Origin of the sequence: Legionella norrlandica (assembly GCF_000770585.1) — a bacterium.
GTDB classification, from domain to species: Bacteria; Pseudomonadota; Gammaproteobacteria; order Legionellales; family Legionellaceae; genus Legionella; species Legionella norrlandica.
Genome location: NZ_JNCF01000003.1, coordinates 85780 through 105576, shown reverse-complemented (window position 1 = coordinate 105576; position 19797 = coordinate 85780). Strand labels below are relative to the sequence as shown.

Genomic DNA, 19797 nt, shown 5'->3' with positions numbered 1-19797 from the left:
CCTCTTTTTCTCTTGGCATTTTAACCGGCTCACAGCCCAATCCAAAGACCCCGAATTTAATAAGGAAGCTATGACTTGATATGATACAAAGATTAAAGAATACATTTTCTGTTATTTATCAATACTTATTAAAAGAAACAGAAGATGCGAGTAAGCAAATTACTTTGTTTGGTATTGTCATGATGATTAATTACCCGCTATTTGGGGTTTTTTGGAAACTTGAACGATTTCAATTGACTGAAGAATTTGTTTTACGAGTTATCGCTACTTTCCTATGTGCTTGCTTAGCATTTAATCAATTTTGGCCAAAACAATTATTAAAATTTCTACCTATTTTTTGGTACATCGTGTTATTGTTTTGCCTTCCTTATTTTTTTGCTTATTTGACACTTATAAACAATGCCTCTACTTTATGGTTGATGAATTGTGTATCAGCCGTCTTTTTTCTTTTGTTAGTTTCAAGTGTTCTAGGGTCGCTAATTCTACTTACTCTAGGTGTCGGAATTGCTTTTTTTCATTTTTATTTTTTATCAAATAATTTCTTTATTTATATACCAGGTACTGTATCACTCTTTAGTTTAAGCGTTACTTATATTGCAGCCATCATTATCGGCGCCCTATTTGCTCGAGACAGAGAGCTTATTTATGCAGGGCGATTATCTGGTATGCGCCTATTAGCAGGAAGTATTGCCCATGATCTGAGAACACCGCTAGCAAGTATTTATTTACAGGCTGAATTACAAGAATTGATTGTGGATCGGTTAAATAACTCAGAAGTGCAAAAGGACTTAAAAGCGAGTTTAAGCAAGATTACCCGCGGGATAGAAATGAGTAATCAGTTAATTCGCATGCAATTAAATAATATTCAGCATGATAAACTAGATACAAGTACCTTTTCAATTTATTCAATTAAACAGTTAATTACAACAGCTTTAGAAGAATACCCACTTAAAATCAATCAAAAATCATTGATTCATTTAGATGACAAAAATGACTTTTCCATATGGATAGATAAAATTGGTTTTAAAAATATGATATGGAATTTATTAAAAAATAGTTTTGAATACATTCATGAAACAGGAAAGGGGGAAATTATCATTTGGTTAGAACAAGGATGGGAGAAAGAGAATTTTAATTACCTCCATGTTAAAGATACCGCCAAGGGCTTAAATAGCAAAGATTATGAGAAAATTTTTGATTTCTTTTACTCTGGCAAAAAAGAAGGGACGGGCTTAGGTTTGGCTTATTGCAAACTCCTGATGCAAGCGGCAGGTGGAGACATCTATTGTAAGGGAAAAAGAAATGAATTTGCCCATTTTACTCTCAAATTTCCTAAAATCGATTAATTGTAATCATTCAGAGTAAATAACTTGAATCTTGGTGAAATGCCAGAATTTCATAGGAATCCTAGCCCTCTCAGTTGCGTCTCGGGGTTTGTGTTGAAATTTCACTAATTAAATAAAATATTTGAAAATTGCTCCCACATCTGCAGCTGATGGCTTTGAATAAAATGGAATGACTCTATCAGGCAATTTGGTGATTCATCCCATATAGGTATGATTAATTCAAGCATAGTATCAAAATGATCAACATGGGTATGTACATTAAAAAAAGTCATCGCATGTGTAGAAATTCTCATGGCGTTGGCAAGCTCGGCAAGAATTGGGTAATCAAGATTATCCAGTCGCTCATAAGCAGCAAAAGCACATATGTGCTCTCTCGTACTATGTTGAGTTAGCCAGTATAGATGAGTTTTATTAAATTCTTTGGCGAATGACAAGTAATTAGTTTCATTAACTATTTCATCATAAATATCAACGCCACATTCTTTGGCAAACCGCTCATACAACATTTCATGAGAAAAACGGGTGCTCACACCAATTTCTTCATAAATATTTTTTATTATAATATGTTTGGTCACTTCATTATCAGCAAAATTAGCAATATACCATGCAAAATTAATAAAATGTCCTCTTAAATGGTAAAAAATAGCTGCGAACATCCTTTTTCGATTATCATCCCATAAATCAGCATTTTGTTGACAGAATAATCGAATTGAGCTTAGTGAATTTTTATAATCTAAATCTGATTGTTCAAGAAAACCACTCAATGATTTTGGTAATCTTATGCTTAAATCTCTAGGCATATTGCACACTTTGTTTTAAATCAATGTAACCAAATGAAAATAAATATCATACCAATTGATTAATGTTTAATCAAATAATAAAATGTTTTTTTGTATTAGGAACACCATAAATTAAGATTGTCATATTTCTTTAGAATAAAAAACTTAGCTTACTCTATTTTATTTAGGTTTTGCTTTTGATTATGTTTGGCTTTTCTCTTCTCCTGCCATGTTTGCAACAAAACATAAAATACTGGAACAAAAACAACGGCTAGGCAAGTTGAAGCAAGCATACCACTACTAACGGCTATACCAATGGATCGGCGCGAATTTGCGCCTGCTCCAGTAGCAAAAACCAAAGGCATTACTCCCATAATAAATGCAAAGGATGTCATTAAGATGGGGCGAAAACGAGTTTTAGCACCAATAACGGCCGCCTCAATAATAGATTTATTATGAATTTCATGCTGCTCGCGAGCCACTTCAACAATCAAAATAGCGTTCTTGGTTGCCAAGGCAATCAAAAGTAGTAAACCAATCTGAGTATACATATTATTATCCATACCCAAGCCGCCCAAAGCCAATACTGTTCCTACTAATGTTAATGGAACGCTTAATATAATTGCGCTTGGAATAAGCCAGTTTTCATATTGCCCAGATAGAATTAAGTAAACTAAAACCAGGGACATAGCAAAAATAAAATAGCTCAAATTACCGGCTACTTTTTCTTGATAGGCAGTACTTGTCCATTCATAAGAAATCCCTGGAGGCAGTTTCTCTTTTGCCAATTCCTCCATAACTTGAATTCCTTGACCTGAACTATATCCTCTTGCTGCGACTCCATTCACGTTACTTGAAGGATAAAGATTGTATAAAGAAATAATGGCCGGCCCTACAGCAGCTCCCACCTCTGTAAGAGTACCTAAAGGCACCATAGAGCCTGATTGATTTCTTACATAGAAATTCCTTAAATCTTCACTGTCAACTCGCGAAGAAGCATCCGCTTGTACATAGACAGGGAATACCTGGCCAAATTTAGTAAACAAATTCACATAGGAAGAACCCAAATAAGTTTGCAAAGTATCAAAAGCATCTTCAATGCGAACACCTAAAGATTCTGCCTTGGTTCTATTAATGGGCGCAGCAACTTGAGGTACACTAGAGCGAAAAGTGGTCATCAGGTTTTGCACCTCAGGGTATTGATTTCCTGCCTTGATAAATTGATCAGTAACTTGCTGTAATTTTCTATAATCAAAAGTACCGTCTTGTAGTTCCACTTGCATTTGGAAGCCACCAGACATCCCCAAACCTTGAATTGGAGGAGGAATAACAATTAAAACTTTTGCGTCAAGGGTTTCTTTGGCAATTTCATTGAACTTGGTATAAAGAGCCCTTAAATCTTCTGATTTTCCTCGTTCACCCCAATCCTTGAATATGACATATATGACACCTGCATTAGAAAGAATGGAATTGTTATCCAATAGAGAAATCCCATCAATAGCAATCACATTGGCAACCCCACCAATTTGGGATGCTTTCTTAGCTAATCGGCTTATCACTTCATCCGTACGCCCCAAGCTCGCACTATCCGGTAGCTGCACGCTTAACATCAAATACCCCTGATCTTCAAGTGGAATAAAACCGGTAGGGATGCGGGTTAAACCATAAATCGCACAAGCAACCAAAATTATTCCGATTAAACATACTTTGCCACTACGATGTACAAGTCGATCAATAAATTGCGTGTAGGATAGTTCTATTGGATTATAAACTCGGTCAAAAGCTCTGAAAAATATATTCTTAGGTTTGCTTAAATCAGGAGCTTTTAGCCATAATGCGCACTGGGTCGGTTTTAGTGTCATGGCATTAATGGCACTGATAAAAGCGGTTGCTGCAATAACTAAAGCGAATTGAGCATACATTGATCCGGTTAACCCTGGCATAAACCCAGCTGGCACAAAAACAGCCATAAGCACCAAAGTAATCCCGATAATTGGCCCAAATAATTCTTTCATCGCTATTATGGCCGACTCTTTAGGCGGAATACCCTTCTCTATATGCTGAGTTACCCCTTCCACAATAACGATTGCATCATCTACAACAATTCCAATTGCTAGGACTAGAGCAAACAAGGTGAGTAGATTGATGCTATAGCCCAGAAGCAGCATAGCAAAAAAAGTTCCGATTATAGTAACCGGTACTGTGGTAGCGGGCACCAAAGAAGCACGGAAATTTTGTAAAAACACCACAATAACTATTAAAACTAAAATTCCTGCTTCAAAGAGAGTTTTATACACTTCTGTAATGGATTCTTTGACAAAGACTGTAGTATCAAATGGAATGGAATATTCTAAACCTGGAGGGAATTGCTTGGCCATTTTAGCTACAGCTTCCCTTACGTCCTTAGCTACCTGCAAAGCATTCGCCCCGGGAAGTTGAAAGATACCGATGGCAGCGGTAGATTTACCATTTAGTTTTGCCAACTGATTATAACTTTCAGAACCCAATTCAACTCGCCCTACATCACGAATACGTACTACTTGAGCGGCGCTGCTGGCAGAAGCATTTTGATCAGGATCTGTATTGACTGTTTTAATAATAATATTTCCAAATTCCTCAGGATTAGAAAGCTGTCCAGGTACATTCACAGTAAATTGATAGGATTGCTGGCCAACAGTCGGTGGAGCGGCAAGTTGTCCTGCTGAAACCTCTTTATTTTGATAATTAATAGCATTTAGAACATCACTTGGATTCAAAGAATAAGCAAGCATTTTTTTAGGATCCAGCCAAACTCTCATGGCATAACTTCCAGAACCAAAAACAACCACATTACCGACTCCTGGTAAGCGTGATAATTCGTCCTGCATATTGATGGTGGCATAACTATCGAGAAATACTCCATCGTATTCATTATTTTTTGAAGTCAAGGTAATAAACTGAAGAATTGCAGTGGATTTTTGTTGAACCACAACTCCTTGCTTTTGTACTGCTTCAGGTAGTTGAGCCATAGCAGCCTGTACTCTATTTTGTACGAGTACTTGAGCGTAATTAAGGTCAGTGCCTATTGCAAAAGTCACAATTAGGTTATAAGTACCCCCACTGGTACTGGTTGATTGCATGTACAACATATCCTCAACACCGTTGACTTGTTGCTCAATTGGCAAAGCCACTGTATTAATCAATGTCTTGGCATCGGCACCAGGATAAGTTGTAGTAACCTGTATAGTAGGTGGGACAATGGCAGGGTATTGTGAAACAGGCAAAATAGCAATTGCTATTAAACCAATGAATACGATAAATAGAGCGATAACATTAGCTAGTACAGGCCTTTCAATAAAGAATTTAGAAATCATTTCAGTTGCTTAGCTCCCTGAATAACGCTCTTATTTTTATAATTTTCTTGATCTTACCCGCCAATTAACCAGATTTCTCCATTTTGGGAGTCACTAGATCATTAGGCGTCGCATTTTGCAATCCAGAAACAATCACTCTGTCTTGTGCATCCAGCCCTTTCGTTATGGCTCGCATTCCGTTTTCTACTCCTCCGAGTGTTACTCGTTTGATAAGTACATAATTATCTTTATCAACCACAAGTAAGTAAGGGCCTATTTGATCATATTGGACTGAAGAATCAGGGATTGTTAATCGCGGGGAAGGATCTGAGATAGGAACCCGCACCTCTACAAATAAACCTGGCACCAAGGGATAGCCTTTATTAGGCAAAAGAGCCCGAAACTCCATAGTTCCCGTCGAAGCATTTAAACCCGTATTTACGAAATCCAACGTCCCTTTGTGAGGAAATCCTTCTTCATTTTGCAAAGCGACTTCAACAGGGACTTTAACTAGCTCCATCGGTTTATAGCCTTTGTTACGAGCAGCATTCCTAATCTTAAGTAAATCCAGTTCATTTAAATTAAAATAAACATAAATTGGATCAATTTGCTCAATAGTAGCCAAATCTGTTGCTTTACCATTCCCAACCAAATTACCCACATCAACCAAATGCCGACCCATGCGGCCATCAAAAGGGGCTAAAACATGAGTATAACTGTAGGTAATTTCAGCATTTTTGGCATCAGCTTCGGATTTATCAACTCCTGCCTGAGCTTCATCAACTTGCGCTTTCCATTTCTCGACATTATTGAGGGATGTGGCATTTTGCTTATACATACGCTGCTGCCTGGCATATTCTGATTTGGCATAGGTATAATTCGCTTTTTGAGCTGCTACCGTGGCTTGAGCTGCGAGTAACTGCTCCATGTAAGGCTCTGGTTCAATAACAAACAACTCTTGGTTTTTTTTAACAAAAGCACCATCAGTAAATTTTATAGCATCTAAATAACCTTCAATACGTGCCACTAAATCAACAGATTGAAATGCCACCGTATTACCTGTTTGAGTCACATACTCTGCCATCTCCATTAATTTAGGCTTTTGAACTATGACTACTGGTGGTGTAGAGACAGGAACCTTATTTTTTGAGAAATATTCAAATACTAAGTAAATGAATATTACTCCAAAAAATACTATAGCTATAATTTTTATCAAATTTTTTTTATCTTGAGAGTTCATTCTCATCACCAGGTTGGTAAATAAAGCTGTTTTATTCTTTGTGCATTAGAATCCGGCGGTTGATGATTTCCTTGTTTCAATAAAGTACCCCAGTTAGTACGAGCAGCCATTTCACTTTTTATTTGATCTGAAACAATATCATTCTTACCACGTATTTGCCAACCACCCCCAAGTGAGCGATAAAGAGCTACCAAGGAATTAGCTACTTCCCCTGTAGCATTAACTAATGAAGTCTGCACCCTTAGTTGTTGCTGTTCGGCATTCAATACTGTTGTATAACTTGCTTCTCCTTCCTTATAACGTACCAAAGCGAGTTTAGTTGTTTCAATAGCAGAAGCATTTGCTTTTTTAAGAGAATAGACTGTTTTTTGCCCTTCAACATACCGAGTAATATTGTCTTGTACTTCTTGTTGTACTTTCAGTACCAAATTAAGATAATTCAATAAAGCCTGTTGGAAGACTGCATCCTGAACACGTACTGCATTAGTGATTTGACCATAATTAAATAAAGACCATGTCAGGGAAGGGCCTGCAGTTATATTTCGATTTGACCAATTGAAGATATCACTAATCGATGAATTACCAATATTATTTGACGCGAAAACAAAATTTCCTACCAATGACAATGAAGGATAAAGATTGGCTTTAACTGCTCCAATGGCAGCTGATTGAGCAACTGCTTCCATCCTGGCTTGATATACATCGGGTCTGCGGACGATTACTTCTTTTGGAATACCAACTTCTACTACTGGCGAAGCTTTTGGTATCCCTTTATTTTTTTTGAGCAAGGCATCTACTTTATCAGGAGTAGTACCCAGCAAAACTGCTAAAATATCTTTCTGATGTTGCAGGTCACTTACGTATTGAGGAAGTTTTGCTTGTGTCTCTGCAAGTTCTGTTGCTGCTTGTTCCACATCGAGTAAACTGGTTTGGCCTCCATAATAACGATCTTTCGCTATTTTTAAACTCATAGCCTGAACTTGGATATTCATTTTTGTTACTTTAATTAATTCCTCATTCGTACGCACCCTAATAAAAGTACTGGCAATATCCGCAGTTAGAGTAACCAGGCAGAATCATAAGCTGCTAAAGAAGCCAAAAAAAGAGCATCATTAGATTGAATAGCTCTACGATATTTGCCCCAAAAATCAAGTTCCCAGCTTGCAGTAAATCCAAGGGCAGCAGTTAAAAAACTCGGGGGTAAAATATTTTGCAATTGGTTACCCCCGATACGGTTATAGTTATAATTTCCTATCATAGCTTGCTGTTGGGGATAAAGTTCCCCAACAGATTGAGCCAGTTGGGCTCTTGCTTGCAGAACACGAACTCCTGCGCTTTGCAAGGAGAGATTATTGCGGTAACCGTTACTTATTAATGCGGTTAAAGTTGGATCATTAAAAATTGTCCACCAATTTGCATTCTGAAACGCTGATTGTTTTATCGCAGGACTTGAAGTAAGCCAGGAATTCGCAATATCTTTCTTCGGCTCTTTAAAATTTGGCCCGACCAGACAGGAACTAAGAAGCAAACACCCCAAAATGGTAAGAATTTTCCGCATGTATATGGTATTTCCCTATCTGTTCAAAAGCAACTTATAGTTATGCCTAAGATGGATTTGAACTATTTAGTTTGTTAATCATTAGATATTATCTATGAATCGATCATTGAACAAGTACTCCTGAAGAAACAATTCTTTCAATATTGTATTTATGCACCATAGATAGGCCTATGTTTAAAATTCAGTTTCAATGCGCACAACCTGATAGGATGGGCTTTCATAAGGATGGGCTTGTTTCAAAGCAGTAACAACCTCTTTGATTTTCTCAGCAGCGCATATAGTCTCAACTTTGTATTCCCGCACTTTCTCCAATGTATTAATTTTCCCAATAAAGGCATCGCTTCCCTCTAAAGGCATGAATTGGCCTTCTCCTAATGTCTGCCATGCACAATGGGAGTAATTATCAATACTTCCAGCACCCGCTGCAAAAATAGCATTTTTTACTACTTCTAGATGAGTCTCTGGAACATGAAAATGCAACATATACATGAATAACCTCTCTTTTTTCACCGACCATTCATTAATTTATAATTTAATTATCGTAATTCAGGAGAAACTAAAGACGAGTTAACAGGTGTAAAATATTTTTCTCGATAAGCCAGAAATAAAAAACCTGCAACCCCAACTGCCAATGTCACTGGAATAATTCCTATTCCATAAACAAAAGCTCGAGCAGCATGGGTTCCACCATATAAATTAATTACATAACCAATCATCGAGTGGAAACCATAGCCAAAAATCATAATAATCATATTAGCAACAGCAGTAGCAAGACCTGCAAGGCTATCCGGTACATAAGTAGATACCTTATAAATCGCCAAAATCTGATAAGCGCAGCAAACTCCTACTAAAATAAAACTCAATGTTATACCTGGCACCGTTAGTACTCCGCCAACAAGTAAAGCAAAAACCAAAAACATAATAGTCCCAGACACAATGATTGTTCCAAGATAATGTCCAGTTTTTTCTGCAATTAAGCTTAGAATGGGAGCACCAAAACACATGCCGATATAGATCATTGAGGGCAGGTAATTTGCAGTAGCAGAGTTCAAACTATAGGCCATTTTTAAGAAGCCAGAACCCCATACATCAGAAAAGCCTTCAAGAGGTCCTAACATCAACCCGGCAAAGCAACACAACATCATCACCTTACTGTTGCTAAAAACCCTTTTTATATTAGAAACAACTGAAGCTTGAGGTGGGGATTGCACATCAGGAACGATAAGGTAAGTTATGCTTGCAAGCAATATTCCTATGCCTACAAATATTTCCACAACCGTTTTGTAACCCATCAGTTGGCACATATAACTTACAGGGCCACCTCCATACACCGCACCTACAAGCCCGATCATTACTGAAAGGCTAAGCATCCTTGGAAAATGCTGCTCCTTAAAAGTCATGCGTATTATTTTGAATGTTCCTAAAATCGCAGCGGATGAACCTATCCCAATCATGGCTCTACCTATAATGGGGTAAATCCAATTTTCAGCAAATAGGATAGGTAGTAATCCAACGACTGTTAATAAAATACACCCCGTCATCACTTTTCTCGGCCCGAAGCGATCAAGCATAATGCCAATAGGTAGATGCATCAAAGAATAGCCGATATAATAGATCCCGGAAAATTGTCCAAAAACCGTTGCATCAATATGAAATTGCTGAGTAATGTCCTCTAACATAATATTAGGCATAACTCTCAAAACATATTGGTAAGCATAAAATACAGATACAATTATCCATACAAACCAGGCAACAACTCGTGAAGCAGACATAATAATCCTCAAAAAAAGCAGAATAAATCATCCTCTGAGCTTAAATAATAAGCACAAAGTATTTTAACTTACTTCAATTGAAATAGGATTGCAAAAATAGACAGTGATGAATTAATTTTTAAATTAAAATTCTATTTTAATCTATTTTTTTGAAATATAATTCTATAATTCAATAAAAGTTTTTTATCAAAACATGATCATTGACCGTACGGATAAAAAAATACTTGAAATTTTACAATCAAATTGTGATATAAATAACCAGGAATTAGCAGATCTGGTATCCCTCTCTCCTTCATCTTGCTTACGTCGGGTAAAACTTTTAAGGGAGCTTGGCTATATAAAAAAACAAGTGGCTCTGCTTGAACCAGAAAAAATTGGCTTAAAACTAACAGTTATTGTTTTAGTAGGATTAAATAGCCACCAGCCTGAAATCATGAGTCAATTTGAAAAAACAATTCAACTTTTCCCTGAAGTCGTGCAATGTTGCTTGATTACAGGGCAATCAGCCGATTATTTACTAAAAGTCATTGTGCCTGACTTAAATGCCTATCAATCATTTTTATTAAATAAATTAACGCGCATCAACGGCATTGGAAGTGTTCATTCCAGTTTTATACTTCGTAATATTTGTGATACAACCGCTCTACCCTTAGATCACATCCTTTAAACATATTTCCAATATAGTCCGATTAAAGAATTTATCTTTTTGTATACGACTACAAAAAAACACAATCGGAAGTTAGTGTTGTATATATTTAAAATAAAGTGTTAATATTGTTGCCCTACCGAATTAAAGAGGGTATCTATGTCTAAATTCCCATACAAAACGTCTAAAGAACTTCGCGAATATTTTATAAAAGAAGGCCTTGATAAATTAAAAGAAATTAATCGCTCCTATGAACCTCATTTCATTAAACTAGACAATACTATTGACGAGATAACTAAAGACATTGGGAATCGAAAACAGCAATTAAGCCACTTTAAAGAAACCCTAGAATTACATCAAAAAGGATATCAAGCTGCAGTTCAAGCTGAAAATGAACATCAGATTTGTCGTCAATCTTTGCTAGAAAATAACGACAGTGGGGCTGAGCGATTTTTGCAACTCCAAACTCTGGGATCGTCACCGATGGAGGTATACCATCAAACTTCCTTCGGGTTAGGAGAAGATATAAGCAGGCTTACACGAGAAATAGATAGATTAAATAATCGACTAACAAATCAAAATGATAGAAAATCCAGAGCTATTTCTGAATTAAAAATACTGAATAGCATTATTGACGAAAAAAGCAGACAACTGTCTCAAGAAGAGAATCCTAATGCTAAACCGCTAAATGCAGTTAGCCATCAACGGCTAGGATAAAATTGTAACCCTTGAAAATCAATGCCACAAAAATTAGGATTGTGGCATCATTTTTATTAAGCTTCACTAAAACTCCACATACAAAGTATGAATTTTTAATTTATTACATGCATCAAGAATTTCTCTGATACAATCCCCATGATCATCAAGATAATGAATATTGTATGTCATAAAAATATCTTGGAAATCTGTATTAAGAGTACATTGAGTGTGAGTACTTGAAGCAATTTTTTTATTATCAAAAATCTCAATCTTATAAATAGTACTTTCTTCTTTGTAGACGCGACACTCGGTATTTATATCATCTAAAAATGTTGAATGAAGAAACCCCATATTAAAGCATGGACAAGCCAATACTTCATTAAAACTCCAGCAGAGAAATAGGGTTAAGAATATTTTTTCAAAAAGACTTTTCATGGTCTACAAACTCTTCCCTGATTCACCATCTATTGTTTAATTGTAGACCATTATTTTTATAATTAACTTTTTAGAAAGCAAAATGCCGATTCGGTGGTAGGACATAGACAGTTGACCCTACCCAATTATTTAACCAACAGGAGCAAAAGATGGGGCTGTGTGAGCTTCTTCAGTTTTATGGAAAGCTCGACGAAAAAAGCCTATCTGATATCTGTGTGCATTGTCTTCACAAGGATTATCACTTCCATCTCTAGCCAACATTTGTAATGGGCAAGTATGGATATTAACTTTTTTCTTAGTATCGTCGTATTCTTTGTTTAAGGTAAATTTATGGGGTTCGACATCACCAATATTTTTTAACTCAATAAGCTCTTCCTCTGTAGCTGTTCCATTTTCATAGGCTTGCTGTAACTTATCATGACGCTCTTTTATGTAAGAAAACATGGAAGCATGGGATTCTTCAACTATTGGGTCATTTTTCGCATTTAAGAAATCTTTATCTTCTTCAGGGATAGAATCATAGGCCTCTGCAGCATTCATATTCCATTTGGTTATTTTTAAAAGTGGAATGCCAATCACTATAAACAAAGCAGCCCCAAGATAACGCAGCCAATTGACAGGATTATAAAGTGATGCATTTTCAGCAGGTAATATTTTATAAAGCAGTACTTTTGAAGCAGATCGGAATGATCTTGTATTAAAAAGTTTTACTTTATAGCCATCTTCATGCATTTTTGCAGCAGCCATAGTCGCAATAGCAGCGCCCAAACATTCGCCCTGAAATGCAATATTTTCTGGTTTAACTCCAAGAGCAAGCAGACGTTCTGCTTGAGCTACAGCATCACGAACCATATCGTTCTGGTTCCAAATAAGCCCTAATGAGCGTTCAACACCTCGATAATTAAATGAAACATACGTGGTACCAATTTCATTAGCATACATTCGATGACGTTTGAGCCATGCTGTAAAATTATTACTTCTAGGCATGCATGTAATAACGAAAGTACGATCTTTATAAGGTTTTTCCGCCTCACCTGGTGCGGCAATCTCTGCAGAATCTAAAACTGAACCGTCCCTTGTTTCAAGATTAAAAAATCGTATCTTCTTAGTATTTTTAGTAATATCAAATTGACCATCACTATCTTTACGTTTGTTGACTAGCTCATTGACGGCCTTAAAAAACTTATCTCGTAATTGAGGGTCAATAAATTCAGTTCCTTTAAAAAAAATGGCTTCGGGATCAAGAGGGATTATGGATTCATTAGTTAATGAAATCCCATTTAATTGCAGACTAAGTCTGCCGAGTAATTCTTGACATTTTTGTTTATCAGCTGCTTTGATGCGAAGAACCTCTTTTTTCAAAAAATTAGTAATGAACTCAGGAACATAAGGTAAGGTATTATGTAATTTAATGGCGTAATTGCGAATGATACGTGTAATAAGAGACGGTTTATCAGTGACATTAATTACAGCAAAATCTTCAAAGTGTAATTCATCTGGATTTTTCTTGCTTTGCTTATATTGAAAATCATCTTTTTCAGGATTAACTAGAACTAATGGATTAAAGATCACTAATGCCAGAATCCTACCCACGAGATAAGAAGGCAAACCAGTGACCACATCAAAAATTTTTTTAAAGGGATAAGCAGCAACTTGCCCCAATGTCATCTCTTTCGATTTTAGTTTGAAGTAATGTTCATGACGTATTTCACATTCGAATTTATTATGAGGCATAACTTTCCCTTAATGACGTTCTTTAAAAATGTACAATATTTTAACAAAAAAAATATTAAGGAAATATTATTTCGCGGATAAAATGGGTATTTTTAGGGTGCGTTAACATAATACAGAGCATTTGAAGTTTGCCAAATTAAAACAAAATTTGACCTATAATATAACTAAATAGATAAAATAAAACAGGGAGTATGTTATGTTGGGGTGGGCGCTGATCTTCTTTATTATCGCAATTATCGCAGCTGCTTTTGGATTTGGTGGCATAGCAGTTGCTGCTGTTGGGATTGCAAAAATACTATTTTTTATATTTTTGGTTATATTTGTCGTATTCCTTGTTATGGGATTAATTGGACGACGTGGCCCCCCACCTCCTATATAACCAAAATATAAGAAAGATCCATAAATTATTGTGATTTCCCTCGAAGGTCGATATCCCAGATATCGATTACTGTGTTATTTTTAGTTATATAAAATTTATCAAATAAATTTATCGTTGGATCACAATGTGGAACGATAAGCTCTAAAACCTCCCCATTTTGTGGCAACTTACTTCCCTCAGGAGAAAATACTTTGCCATGTTCATCGCCAAACCCACCCCAATCATACATTAGTCCTGGATGACTAATGATAAGGGGCTTATGATGGAGATCAAAATAAATCGATTTCGTTCCTGCATCAACGGTAACATGCTCTTTACGATTACTGCTTATAACGCTCGTAAGAAGGGTCATTGAGTTTTTGAACATAGAAAATTTTAATGGATCTACTTTTGAGCCAATCGCTGCATATTCAACATCCATCACAGTATATGATCCAGGCTGAATTTCTGTTACTTCACTTGCTTCTACATCGATATCAAAAGTACCAGTACCTGTTCCTGTTAATATATCGCAAGGAAGATCGGCTGCTTTAAAACCCTTAACGATTTCACTTGCCATTTCCATAACACGTAATGAAGAAACTCTTCTTTCTTCATAAGTTTGAATGTGCTGTAAATTACCTGCATAGCACTGAATTCCTTTGAGGTTTAGCCAATTCATCCTATTAATAAAATGGCCATATTCTAATGCCAATGCTGGGCTAACGCCTGTACGACCAATACCTGAGTCTATATCGAGTAACACATTAACTGGTTGGTTAAGTAATTCACCCAGCGAGTTAATTTTTTGAATATTATCTTTATTATCCACGACTAACATTAAATCAGGTGCTGATTTAAGACAATTCAATAATCTTGAGTATTTCGCATTTGATACAATAGGAGAGGTGATCAAGATATTGGTAATTTGTTTTGATATCAATACCTCGGCCTCTGATAGTTTGGCAGCAGAAATTCCTATAGCTCCATATTCAAGCTGTAACCGAGCGATTTGAGTGCTTTTGTGTGTTTTGCAATGTGGTCTTATTCCTATGCCATATTGTGCAGCATGTTGTTGCATTAAATCCAAGTTGTATTTCAGTGCATCATAATCAATTACAAGACAGGGAGTATCTAATTCAAACTTATTCAATCCAATATGTTTTTCTTTCATAAAATTATCTTATTACAATGTCCAAAGAGACGCATTTTATGCCATAAATTGCTTATGTTTGCCATAATTTTAATCGATACTAAACGCAGTGTATTTAATTTGAGACCGGTAATCATTTATATATTTTTAGGACGTCACTTTCTTTCTCAATATTCTCCTTCTCTTAAAAAGTTACATGGGTAAGTAAGTAATTTACTGACTATACTAATATGTAAAAAAATAAACCTACAAGGACAAAACCATGATCATTGATTTTGAAACTCACTTCATTACCCAAGCTTGTATTGATTACTTGGTGAAACGTCAAGAAGCTCCTAATTTAATTCAAGAAGCAAAAGGGGCATATACTATGTATTTTACGCCCGATGTTTCCTTATTTCACACCAGTTCATTAATGGAAGAATTATTAAGCTTAAATGAAAAGCGATTATCCATTATGGATGAAGCAGGAGTGACTATACAAGTACTGAGTTTAACCACCATTAATGGGATAGATTCTTGCCCTGGCGATGAGGATAAAAGCACTGATTTAGCAAAAGAAGTCAATGATCAGTTATACTCTGCTATCCAAAAACATCCTGATCGTTTTAAAGGCTTTGCCTGTATCTCACCCTATCAAGTCAAAGAAGGAGTAAAAGAATTAGAACGAGCAATTTCTCAATTGGGATTTATTGGTTGGCTAACCCATTCAAATTTTGGCAAGAACAATTATTTGGATGACAAAACCTATTGGCCTTTATTGGAAGCCGCTGAGGGCTTAAATATTCCTGTCTACCTTCATCCCAATGTACCAATAATGCGTGAATTTGGTAAATACGGTTTTGCCTTGGGCGGAAGTGCGCTAGGATTTGAATTTGATACTGCGTTATGCTTGATGAGAATGATTCTTGGTGGGGTATTTGATGCCTTTCCTAAATTAAAAATTATGTTGGGACACTTAGGTGAAACCATGCCTTTTTTAATGGAACGCCTGGATCATTTATATCGTATTCCAGAGTTAAAGTCCTATCGACCCGACATCCAACGCATTCCTTCAGAGGTCTTGCGTCAAAACGTTTATGTAACGACCAGCGGACGTTTTTTTAATCCAGCATTACGCTATATTATCGAGGCTATGGGGGAAGATAGAGTTTTATTTGCGTCTGACTACCCAATGGAGTCCTTAACTGAAGCAGTACAGTTTATTAACGAGTCGGATTTATCAAATCACACAAAAGAAAAAATTTTCTCTGTAAACGCTAAGAATTTAAATTTTGTCTGAATTAATAGACCACCTGGTAAAAAGCTTACTGAGGTTATTTTTAATTGACTATTTGTAAATGATTTCTAAAGTCACTTTGGATATTGATTCAGAATCCTGTTTTTCCTTTATCAGGATTCTTCTTAATCGCTCAATGTGGATGAGATTTTCATCTAAATATAATTTACGAGGCTCTTCTGAAAAGAAAAAGCTAAGGTTTGCTTTGTTTTCACTAAGTGCTAGCAGTTCTTCATAAATGGTATTTTTCTTATACTCGAGTTTTTCCATTAAATGGGTAAGCATTTTTTCACGATCAAGAAACATTTCATAATCGATTGATACCAGCATGTTCATGAAACCTTGAGTTCGTGCCCAAACACAGTTTTTACAAACTTCTTTTAACCGTAATCTTTTTTCCTCTATTGGCAAATGGCTCAATTTTTTCGTGAGAGCTACTAAATATTTGCTATCCAATAACAAAGCAAGCATTAATAATTTGTTTGCTTTCCATACTTCTTTTGCAATTGGCGAAGCGGATGATTCATATTTATTGCAAGTTTTTCTTAAATCCCCCAGAATGCGTTCATCAGCAAAAGGTTTTTTGGGAGAAAGCCCCCCAATGACCCAAAAAAGAAGAAATTCATAGGCTTCTTCCCCTTGGAAATAATCGCAATGTGGCATTTTTTGATGAGGATAAGGGGTTCTAATTTGTTCTAAAGACTCTTTCAGAACTAGTTCTTTATCATTTAATTGTTCAGAGGAAAACAAATAAAGGTGACGCATGCAAGTTGATAGTATCAAAGGATTAAGAGTTTTTTTTAATTTCTGAACAGGGCACTTACCGTCCTCTGGTTTCTGATAATCGTAAAGATGAATAACGTGCAATGTTGATAATTTCATAATTCTCTTGTTTGTACTGATTAAATATTAGCATCCCTCAATAGACTTCTTTCGAAACTCGCTGCCGTGAGAAAAGTGCGAGGAGAAATGGAGTACAGAACCGCAGTGTATACGTTAGTATATGAGGATTCGAGCACTGTATCGACAAAGCTGTTTCTTCATGGCAATAGAGTTTCGAAAGAAGTCTGTTATTATATTATTGGTATAAATATGACTTCATTGCGTCAACAAAAAACAACCATATCAAATTATGATTACCCTGTCAAAATCATTTAACTTGCTTCCTTACAAAATATTTTGTAAGGAAGATAATATTTGCGATCGTTATTCAGTATTTGAAGAATATCAAAGTAAACTTACAGAAACTGTTTCATCTACTGTTTCCTCTTTAGATAAACTTTCTGGCAATAAAACTTCATTTTTAGCTATCTTTGAACCCCGATCATGACTATATAACCCTAACTGAGCCAACCCTATACTGACTTTTTTCTCACTCATCAAGGCAGGTATACATTCCAGAAAAGCGGAAAAAATATTAGAAAATGAGCTCATCAAAGAGGATTCAGATACTAATTTAGGTACCGCTTTACCCATAAGCTGAAAGAAATACTCTATTGCTTTTTCTGTCATCGCCGTATTTGGACAAGCTTTAATAACATCAATTTGTTTTCTTAAATCACTAGTCCAATCACTCACGAAAGAATACTTTTCAGCTCCAAGAGGCTTATTGCCATGCTCCTCTTGTATCTTCTCTATTATTTCAATCAGATTCTGCTCTTTGTCAGCGAATTTTGGTATAAAAATTGATTCAGGAATTATTGAAGTCCAATGAGCATTTCCTTCATTATTTAAGATCATTGCTGGGCTTCCAGCTTGCTGGAAAGGAGCTATGCCATTTCTATGAAGATGTAAAACAATTTCATTGTCATAGCTGGTATCGATAGTTCCTTTAAGGTTACGTTCCATTCGTTCGCCCTGTATAGCGCGATGCAATACCATAAGTGTTTCTTCGGAACCCCATACATATTCGCTTTGGAGATGATCTCGATATTGATTAAGATAATTCTCATTATCAGATAAAAAAAACTCCACCGTTTCCTGTCTCATGAGATTATCTAAAATAGCTGCCTGGTGAGATTGAATATCTTTTTCAGAGAGTTCCAGCTCTTTGAGTTCTTGTTTTTTATTTGTCCACTGACGATTGAACTCCTCTATGACATGGGATGTTCTTGAAATAATAAACGTCTCCATGGCATGAAAAATATCTCTCACTTTGTATATCTCTGCCTCAATATAATCGTGATTAGAAAAATCATGATCAATTAGCATTGACAGTTCTGAACCATTTTCTTCCATCGATCGTTTGAAACCAAATTCCAAACCATACTGGAGAGATGAAAACAGCGGTGTATCTTGGGGAGAAGCTTTAAACTCTGCTTTGGTATGCTCTGCGGCCAAATCTCGGGTTGCCCTGCCAAGAATAGGTTCTATAATCGTTTTTATTTCTTTGCTGGAAAACGCCTCTCCAGCTTCCTTAGATAATAATTTTCTTAAGCTAATCCGATCTTTTTCCTTAAGCTTTAATTTATTAAAAATATCTTCGGTAATCCTGATATTATTTTTCGCTCTTAAGTAATACATTAATGAAATGCTATAAGCATAATACAAACAATTGCCTTTACCACTATTATCCACATGAAACATATTGACTCCTTTTTTTAAATTCATAATTCCGTGTCTCGTTACAGCGTTAATAGTTTTTTTAGGTCATATTTCTCCTTAGTATGGGTTTATTATTTGAAAAGGCTGATAAATTTTGGATTACGGATAGGCTGAAATTCCGTTGTTTGTTAACTGAATGAGCTTTTAATTGTTGATTTAATATTTTTTTAATAATTAACTCGGAGTCGTTAATTTTAATTGAGTGATTCTTGATGTTCGTTTCCTGTAGGATGCTTCTTATTATAAAGAAATCGCAACACTTTGACACAACATTAATCCCTCAGTTTTTATTTGGCATAAAATGCAATCTATACGATCAAAATGACATATGCAATACTTTTATCTCATTTTCCGATCAATAAGTACTAATAATAAGTTTAATTAATTTTTATAGATAAATTAGTAAGTTAAATAATTTTCAGTAAAGAAGCTAATTCATTCGGGTTATGTAACACATCTGCCAGAGTATAGCGCTCTAAAATCTGCATGAAAGCACGTTGGGCCTCATGCAGAACACTTTTGAGCTTGCATATTGGTGCAATGCAACAGTTTGCTTTTTCTCTATTAAAACAGGGGACCAAATCAAAATGAGGTTCTAGTTCTTTAATTAACGCCCCTAAATTAACCGTTTCAGGAGCAACTGCCATCAATATTCCACCATGTTTACCCCTTGTTGTTTTAATCATACCCATCTTGGATAAATTATGGATTATCTTAACCATATGGTTGTTTGAAATTGAATAAGCGTCGGTGATGTCTTTTATAGTGCAAGAATCTTTTTTAAGGGCAATATAAATTAAAGCTCGCAAGGAGTAATCAGTAAATTGGGTTAACTGCATAAAAAATTCCTTCTGTTTTATTG

16 protein-coding genes and 1 pseudogene are annotated in these 19797 nt (G+C 35.8%); 5 read left to right on the top strand and 12 right to left on the bottom strand.

What is annotated here, in order from left to right; genetic code table 11:
- Positions 1 to 83: 83 nt before the first annotated feature.
- Positions 84 to 1346 (top strand): sensor histidine kinase, encoded by a 1263-nt coding sequence (locus OK13_RS01630; RefSeq protein WP_035887021.1) that lies wholly within the window; start codon positions 84 to 86, stop codon positions 1344 to 1346.
- A gap of 104 nt (positions 1347 to 1450) precedes the next feature.
- Here the strand turns inward: OK13_RS01630 and OK13_RS01625 are convergent, their stop codons facing one another.
- From OK13_RS01625 to OK13_RS01600, 6 genes and pseudogenes are all read right to left on the bottom strand, one after another.
- Positions 1451 to 2146 (bottom strand): iron-containing redox enzyme family protein, encoded by a 696-nt coding sequence (locus OK13_RS01625; protein ID WP_035886997.1) that lies wholly within the window; start codon positions 2144 to 2146, stop codon positions 1451 to 1453.
- A 149-nt stretch (positions 2147 to 2295) separates the two neighbouring features.
- Positions 2296 to 5478, bottom strand: coding sequence for an efflux RND transporter permease subunit (locus tag OK13_RS01620; RefSeq protein WP_035886995.1), 3183 nt, complete (start codon positions 5476 to 5478; stop codon positions 2296 to 2298).
- A gap of 64 nt (positions 5479 to 5542) precedes the next feature.
- Positions 5543 to 6697 (bottom strand): efflux RND transporter periplasmic adaptor subunit, encoded by a 1155-nt coding sequence (locus OK13_RS01615; protein ID WP_035886992.1) that lies wholly within the window; start codon positions 6695 to 6697, stop codon positions 5543 to 5545.
- Between the two features lie 5 nt (positions 6698 to 6702).
- Positions 6703 to 8255: pseudogene (locus OK13_RS01610) on the bottom strand (efflux transporter outer membrane subunit).
- A 174-nt stretch (positions 8256 to 8429) separates the two neighbouring features.
- Complete coding sequence (locus OK13_RS01605) at positions 8430 to 8744, bottom strand: YqfO family protein (RefSeq protein WP_035886989.1); 315 nt, start codon at positions 8742 to 8744, stop codon at positions 8430 to 8432.
- Positions 8745 to 8791: 47 nt separating this feature from the next.
- The gene (locus OK13_RS01600; RefSeq protein ID WP_035886988.1) at positions 8792 to 10027 is read right to left on the bottom strand and encodes an MFS transporter; all 1236 of its coding nucleotides are present in this window, start codon (positions 10025 to 10027) and stop codon (positions 8792 to 8794) included.
- A gap of 193 nt (positions 10028 to 10220) precedes the next feature.
- On the opposite strand from OK13_RS01600, the gene OK13_RS01595 reads away from it, so the two are divergent.
- Together OK13_RS01595 and OK13_RS01590 are read left to right on the top strand one after the other, a co-directional pair.
- Positions 10221 to 10694 carry an Lrp/AsnC family transcriptional regulator gene (locus OK13_RS01595; RefSeq protein WP_152571527.1) on the top strand — a complete coding sequence of 158 codons (474 nt, stop codon included), beginning with the start codon at positions 10221 to 10223 and terminating at the stop codon, positions 10692 to 10694.
- A 138-nt stretch (positions 10695 to 10832) separates the two neighbouring features.
- Positions 10833 to 11390 carry a hypothetical protein gene (locus tag OK13_RS01590; RefSeq protein WP_052117516.1) on the top strand — a complete coding sequence of 186 codons (558 nt, stop codon included), beginning with the start codon at positions 10833 to 10835 and terminating at the stop codon, positions 11388 to 11390.
- Positions 11391 to 11456: 66 nt separating this feature from the next.
- On the opposite strand, the gene OK13_RS01585 is transcribed toward OK13_RS01590, so the two are convergent.
- Positions 11457 to 11807, bottom strand: a complete 351-nt coding sequence (locus tag OK13_RS01585) for a hypothetical protein (protein WP_035886984.1) — start codon at positions 11805 to 11807, stop codon at positions 11457 to 11459.
- Positions 11808 to 11936: 129 nt separating this feature from the next.
- Positions 11937 to 13541: a hypothetical protein gene (locus OK13_RS13810; protein WP_052117515.1), complete on the bottom strand. Its 1605-nt coding sequence runs from the start codon at positions 13539 to 13541 to the stop codon at positions 11937 to 11939.
- 196 nt (positions 13542 to 13737) lie between these two features.
- On the opposite strand from OK13_RS13810, the gene OK13_RS01575 reads away from it, so the two are divergent.
- Complete coding sequence (locus tag OK13_RS01575; RefSeq protein WP_035886981.1) at positions 13738 to 13920, top strand: DUF1328 domain-containing protein; 183 nt, start codon at positions 13738 to 13740, stop codon at positions 13918 to 13920.
- 25 nt (positions 13921 to 13945) lie between these two features.
- Here the strand turns inward: OK13_RS01575 and OK13_RS01570 are convergent, their stop codons facing one another.
- A complete protein-coding gene (locus OK13_RS01570) occupies positions 13946 to 15073 on the bottom strand; it encodes a DSD1 family PLP-dependent enzyme (protein ID WP_035886979.1) in 1128 nt (375 codons plus the stop codon).
- Between the two features lie 241 nt (positions 15074 to 15314).
- On the opposite strand from OK13_RS01570, the gene OK13_RS01565 reads away from it, so the two are divergent.
- Positions 15315 to 16334, top strand: coding sequence for an amidohydrolase family protein (locus OK13_RS01565; protein ID WP_035886977.1), 1020 nt, complete (start codon positions 15315 to 15317; stop codon positions 16332 to 16334).
- Positions 16335 to 16382: 48 nt separating this feature from the next.
- On the opposite strand, the gene OK13_RS01560 is transcribed toward OK13_RS01565, so the two are convergent.
- From OK13_RS01560 to OK13_RS01550, 3 genes are all read right to left on the bottom strand, one after another.
- Positions 16383 to 17213: a hypothetical protein gene (locus tag OK13_RS01560; RefSeq protein WP_035886974.1), complete on the bottom strand. Its 831-nt coding sequence runs from the start codon at positions 17211 to 17213 to the stop codon at positions 16383 to 16385.
- 345 nt (positions 17214 to 17558) lie between these two features.
- Positions 17559 to 18917: a hypothetical protein gene (locus OK13_RS01555; protein WP_052117514.1), complete on the bottom strand. Its 1359-nt coding sequence runs from the start codon at positions 18915 to 18917 to the stop codon at positions 17559 to 17561.
- 425 nt (positions 18918 to 19342) lie between these two features.
- Positions 19343 to 19774, bottom strand: a complete 432-nt coding sequence (locus OK13_RS01550) for an Rrf2 family transcriptional regulator (RefSeq protein ID WP_035886972.1) — start codon at positions 19772 to 19774, stop codon at positions 19343 to 19345.
- Positions 19775 to 19797 lie beyond the last annotated feature (23 nt).

What these genes read in the sequence shown, in the direction of transcription:
- OK13_RS01625 (WP_035886997.1), bottom strand. Translation starts at nt 2,146, where the DNA reads ATGCCTAGAGATTTAAGCATAAGATTACCAAAATCATTGAGTGGTTTT.
- OK13_RS01620 (WP_035886995.1), bottom strand. Translation starts at nt 5,478, where the DNA reads ATGATTTCTAAATTCTTTATTGAAAGGCCTGTACTAGCTAATGTTATC.
- OK13_RS01615 (WP_035886992.1), bottom strand. Translation starts at nt 6,697, where the DNA reads ATGAACTCTCAAGATAAAAAAAATTTGATAAAAATTATAGCTATAGTA.
- OK13_RS01605 (WP_035886989.1), bottom strand. Translation starts at nt 8,744, where the DNA reads ATGTATATGTTGCATTTTCATGTTCCAGAGACTCATCTAGAAGTAGTA.
- OK13_RS01600 (WP_035886988.1), bottom strand. Translation starts at nt 10,027, where the DNA reads ATGTCTGCTTCACGAGTTGTTGCCTGGTTTGTATGGATAATTGTATCT.
- OK13_RS01595 (WP_152571527.1), top strand. Translation starts at nt 10,221, where the DNA reads ATGATCATTGACCGTACGGATAAAAAAATACTTGAAATTTTACAATCA.
- OK13_RS01590 (WP_052117516.1), top strand. Translation starts at nt 10,833, where the DNA reads ATGTCTAAATTCCCATACAAAACGTCTAAAGAACTTCGCGAATATTTT.
- OK13_RS01585 (WP_035886984.1), bottom strand. Translation starts at nt 11,807, where the DNA reads ATGAAAAGTCTTTTTGAAAAAATATTCTTAACCCTATTTCTCTGCTGG.
- OK13_RS13810 (WP_052117515.1), bottom strand. Translation starts at nt 13,541, where the DNA reads ATGCCTCATAATAAATTCGAATGTGAAATACGTCATGAACATTACTTC.
- OK13_RS01575 (WP_035886981.1), top strand. Translation starts at nt 13,738, where the DNA reads ATGTTGGGGTGGGCGCTGATCTTCTTTATTATCGCAATTATCGCAGCT.
- OK13_RS01570 (WP_035886979.1), bottom strand. Translation starts at nt 15,073, where the DNA reads ATGAAAGAAAAACATATTGGATTGAATAAGTTTGAATTAGATACTCCC.
- OK13_RS01565 (WP_035886977.1), top strand. Translation starts at nt 15,315, where the DNA reads ATGATCATTGATTTTGAAACTCACTTCATTACCCAAGCTTGTATTGAT.
- OK13_RS01560 (WP_035886974.1), bottom strand. Translation starts at nt 17,213, where the DNA reads ATGAAATTATCAACATTGCACGTTATTCATCTTTACGATTATCAGAAA.
- OK13_RS01555 (WP_052117514.1), bottom strand. Translation starts at nt 18,917, where the DNA reads ATGTTTCATGTGGATAATAGTGGTAAAGGCAATTGTTTGTATTATGCT.
- OK13_RS01550 (WP_035886972.1), bottom strand. Translation starts at nt 19,774, where the DNA reads ATGCAGTTAACCCAATTTACTGATTACTCCTTGCGAGCTTTAATTTAT.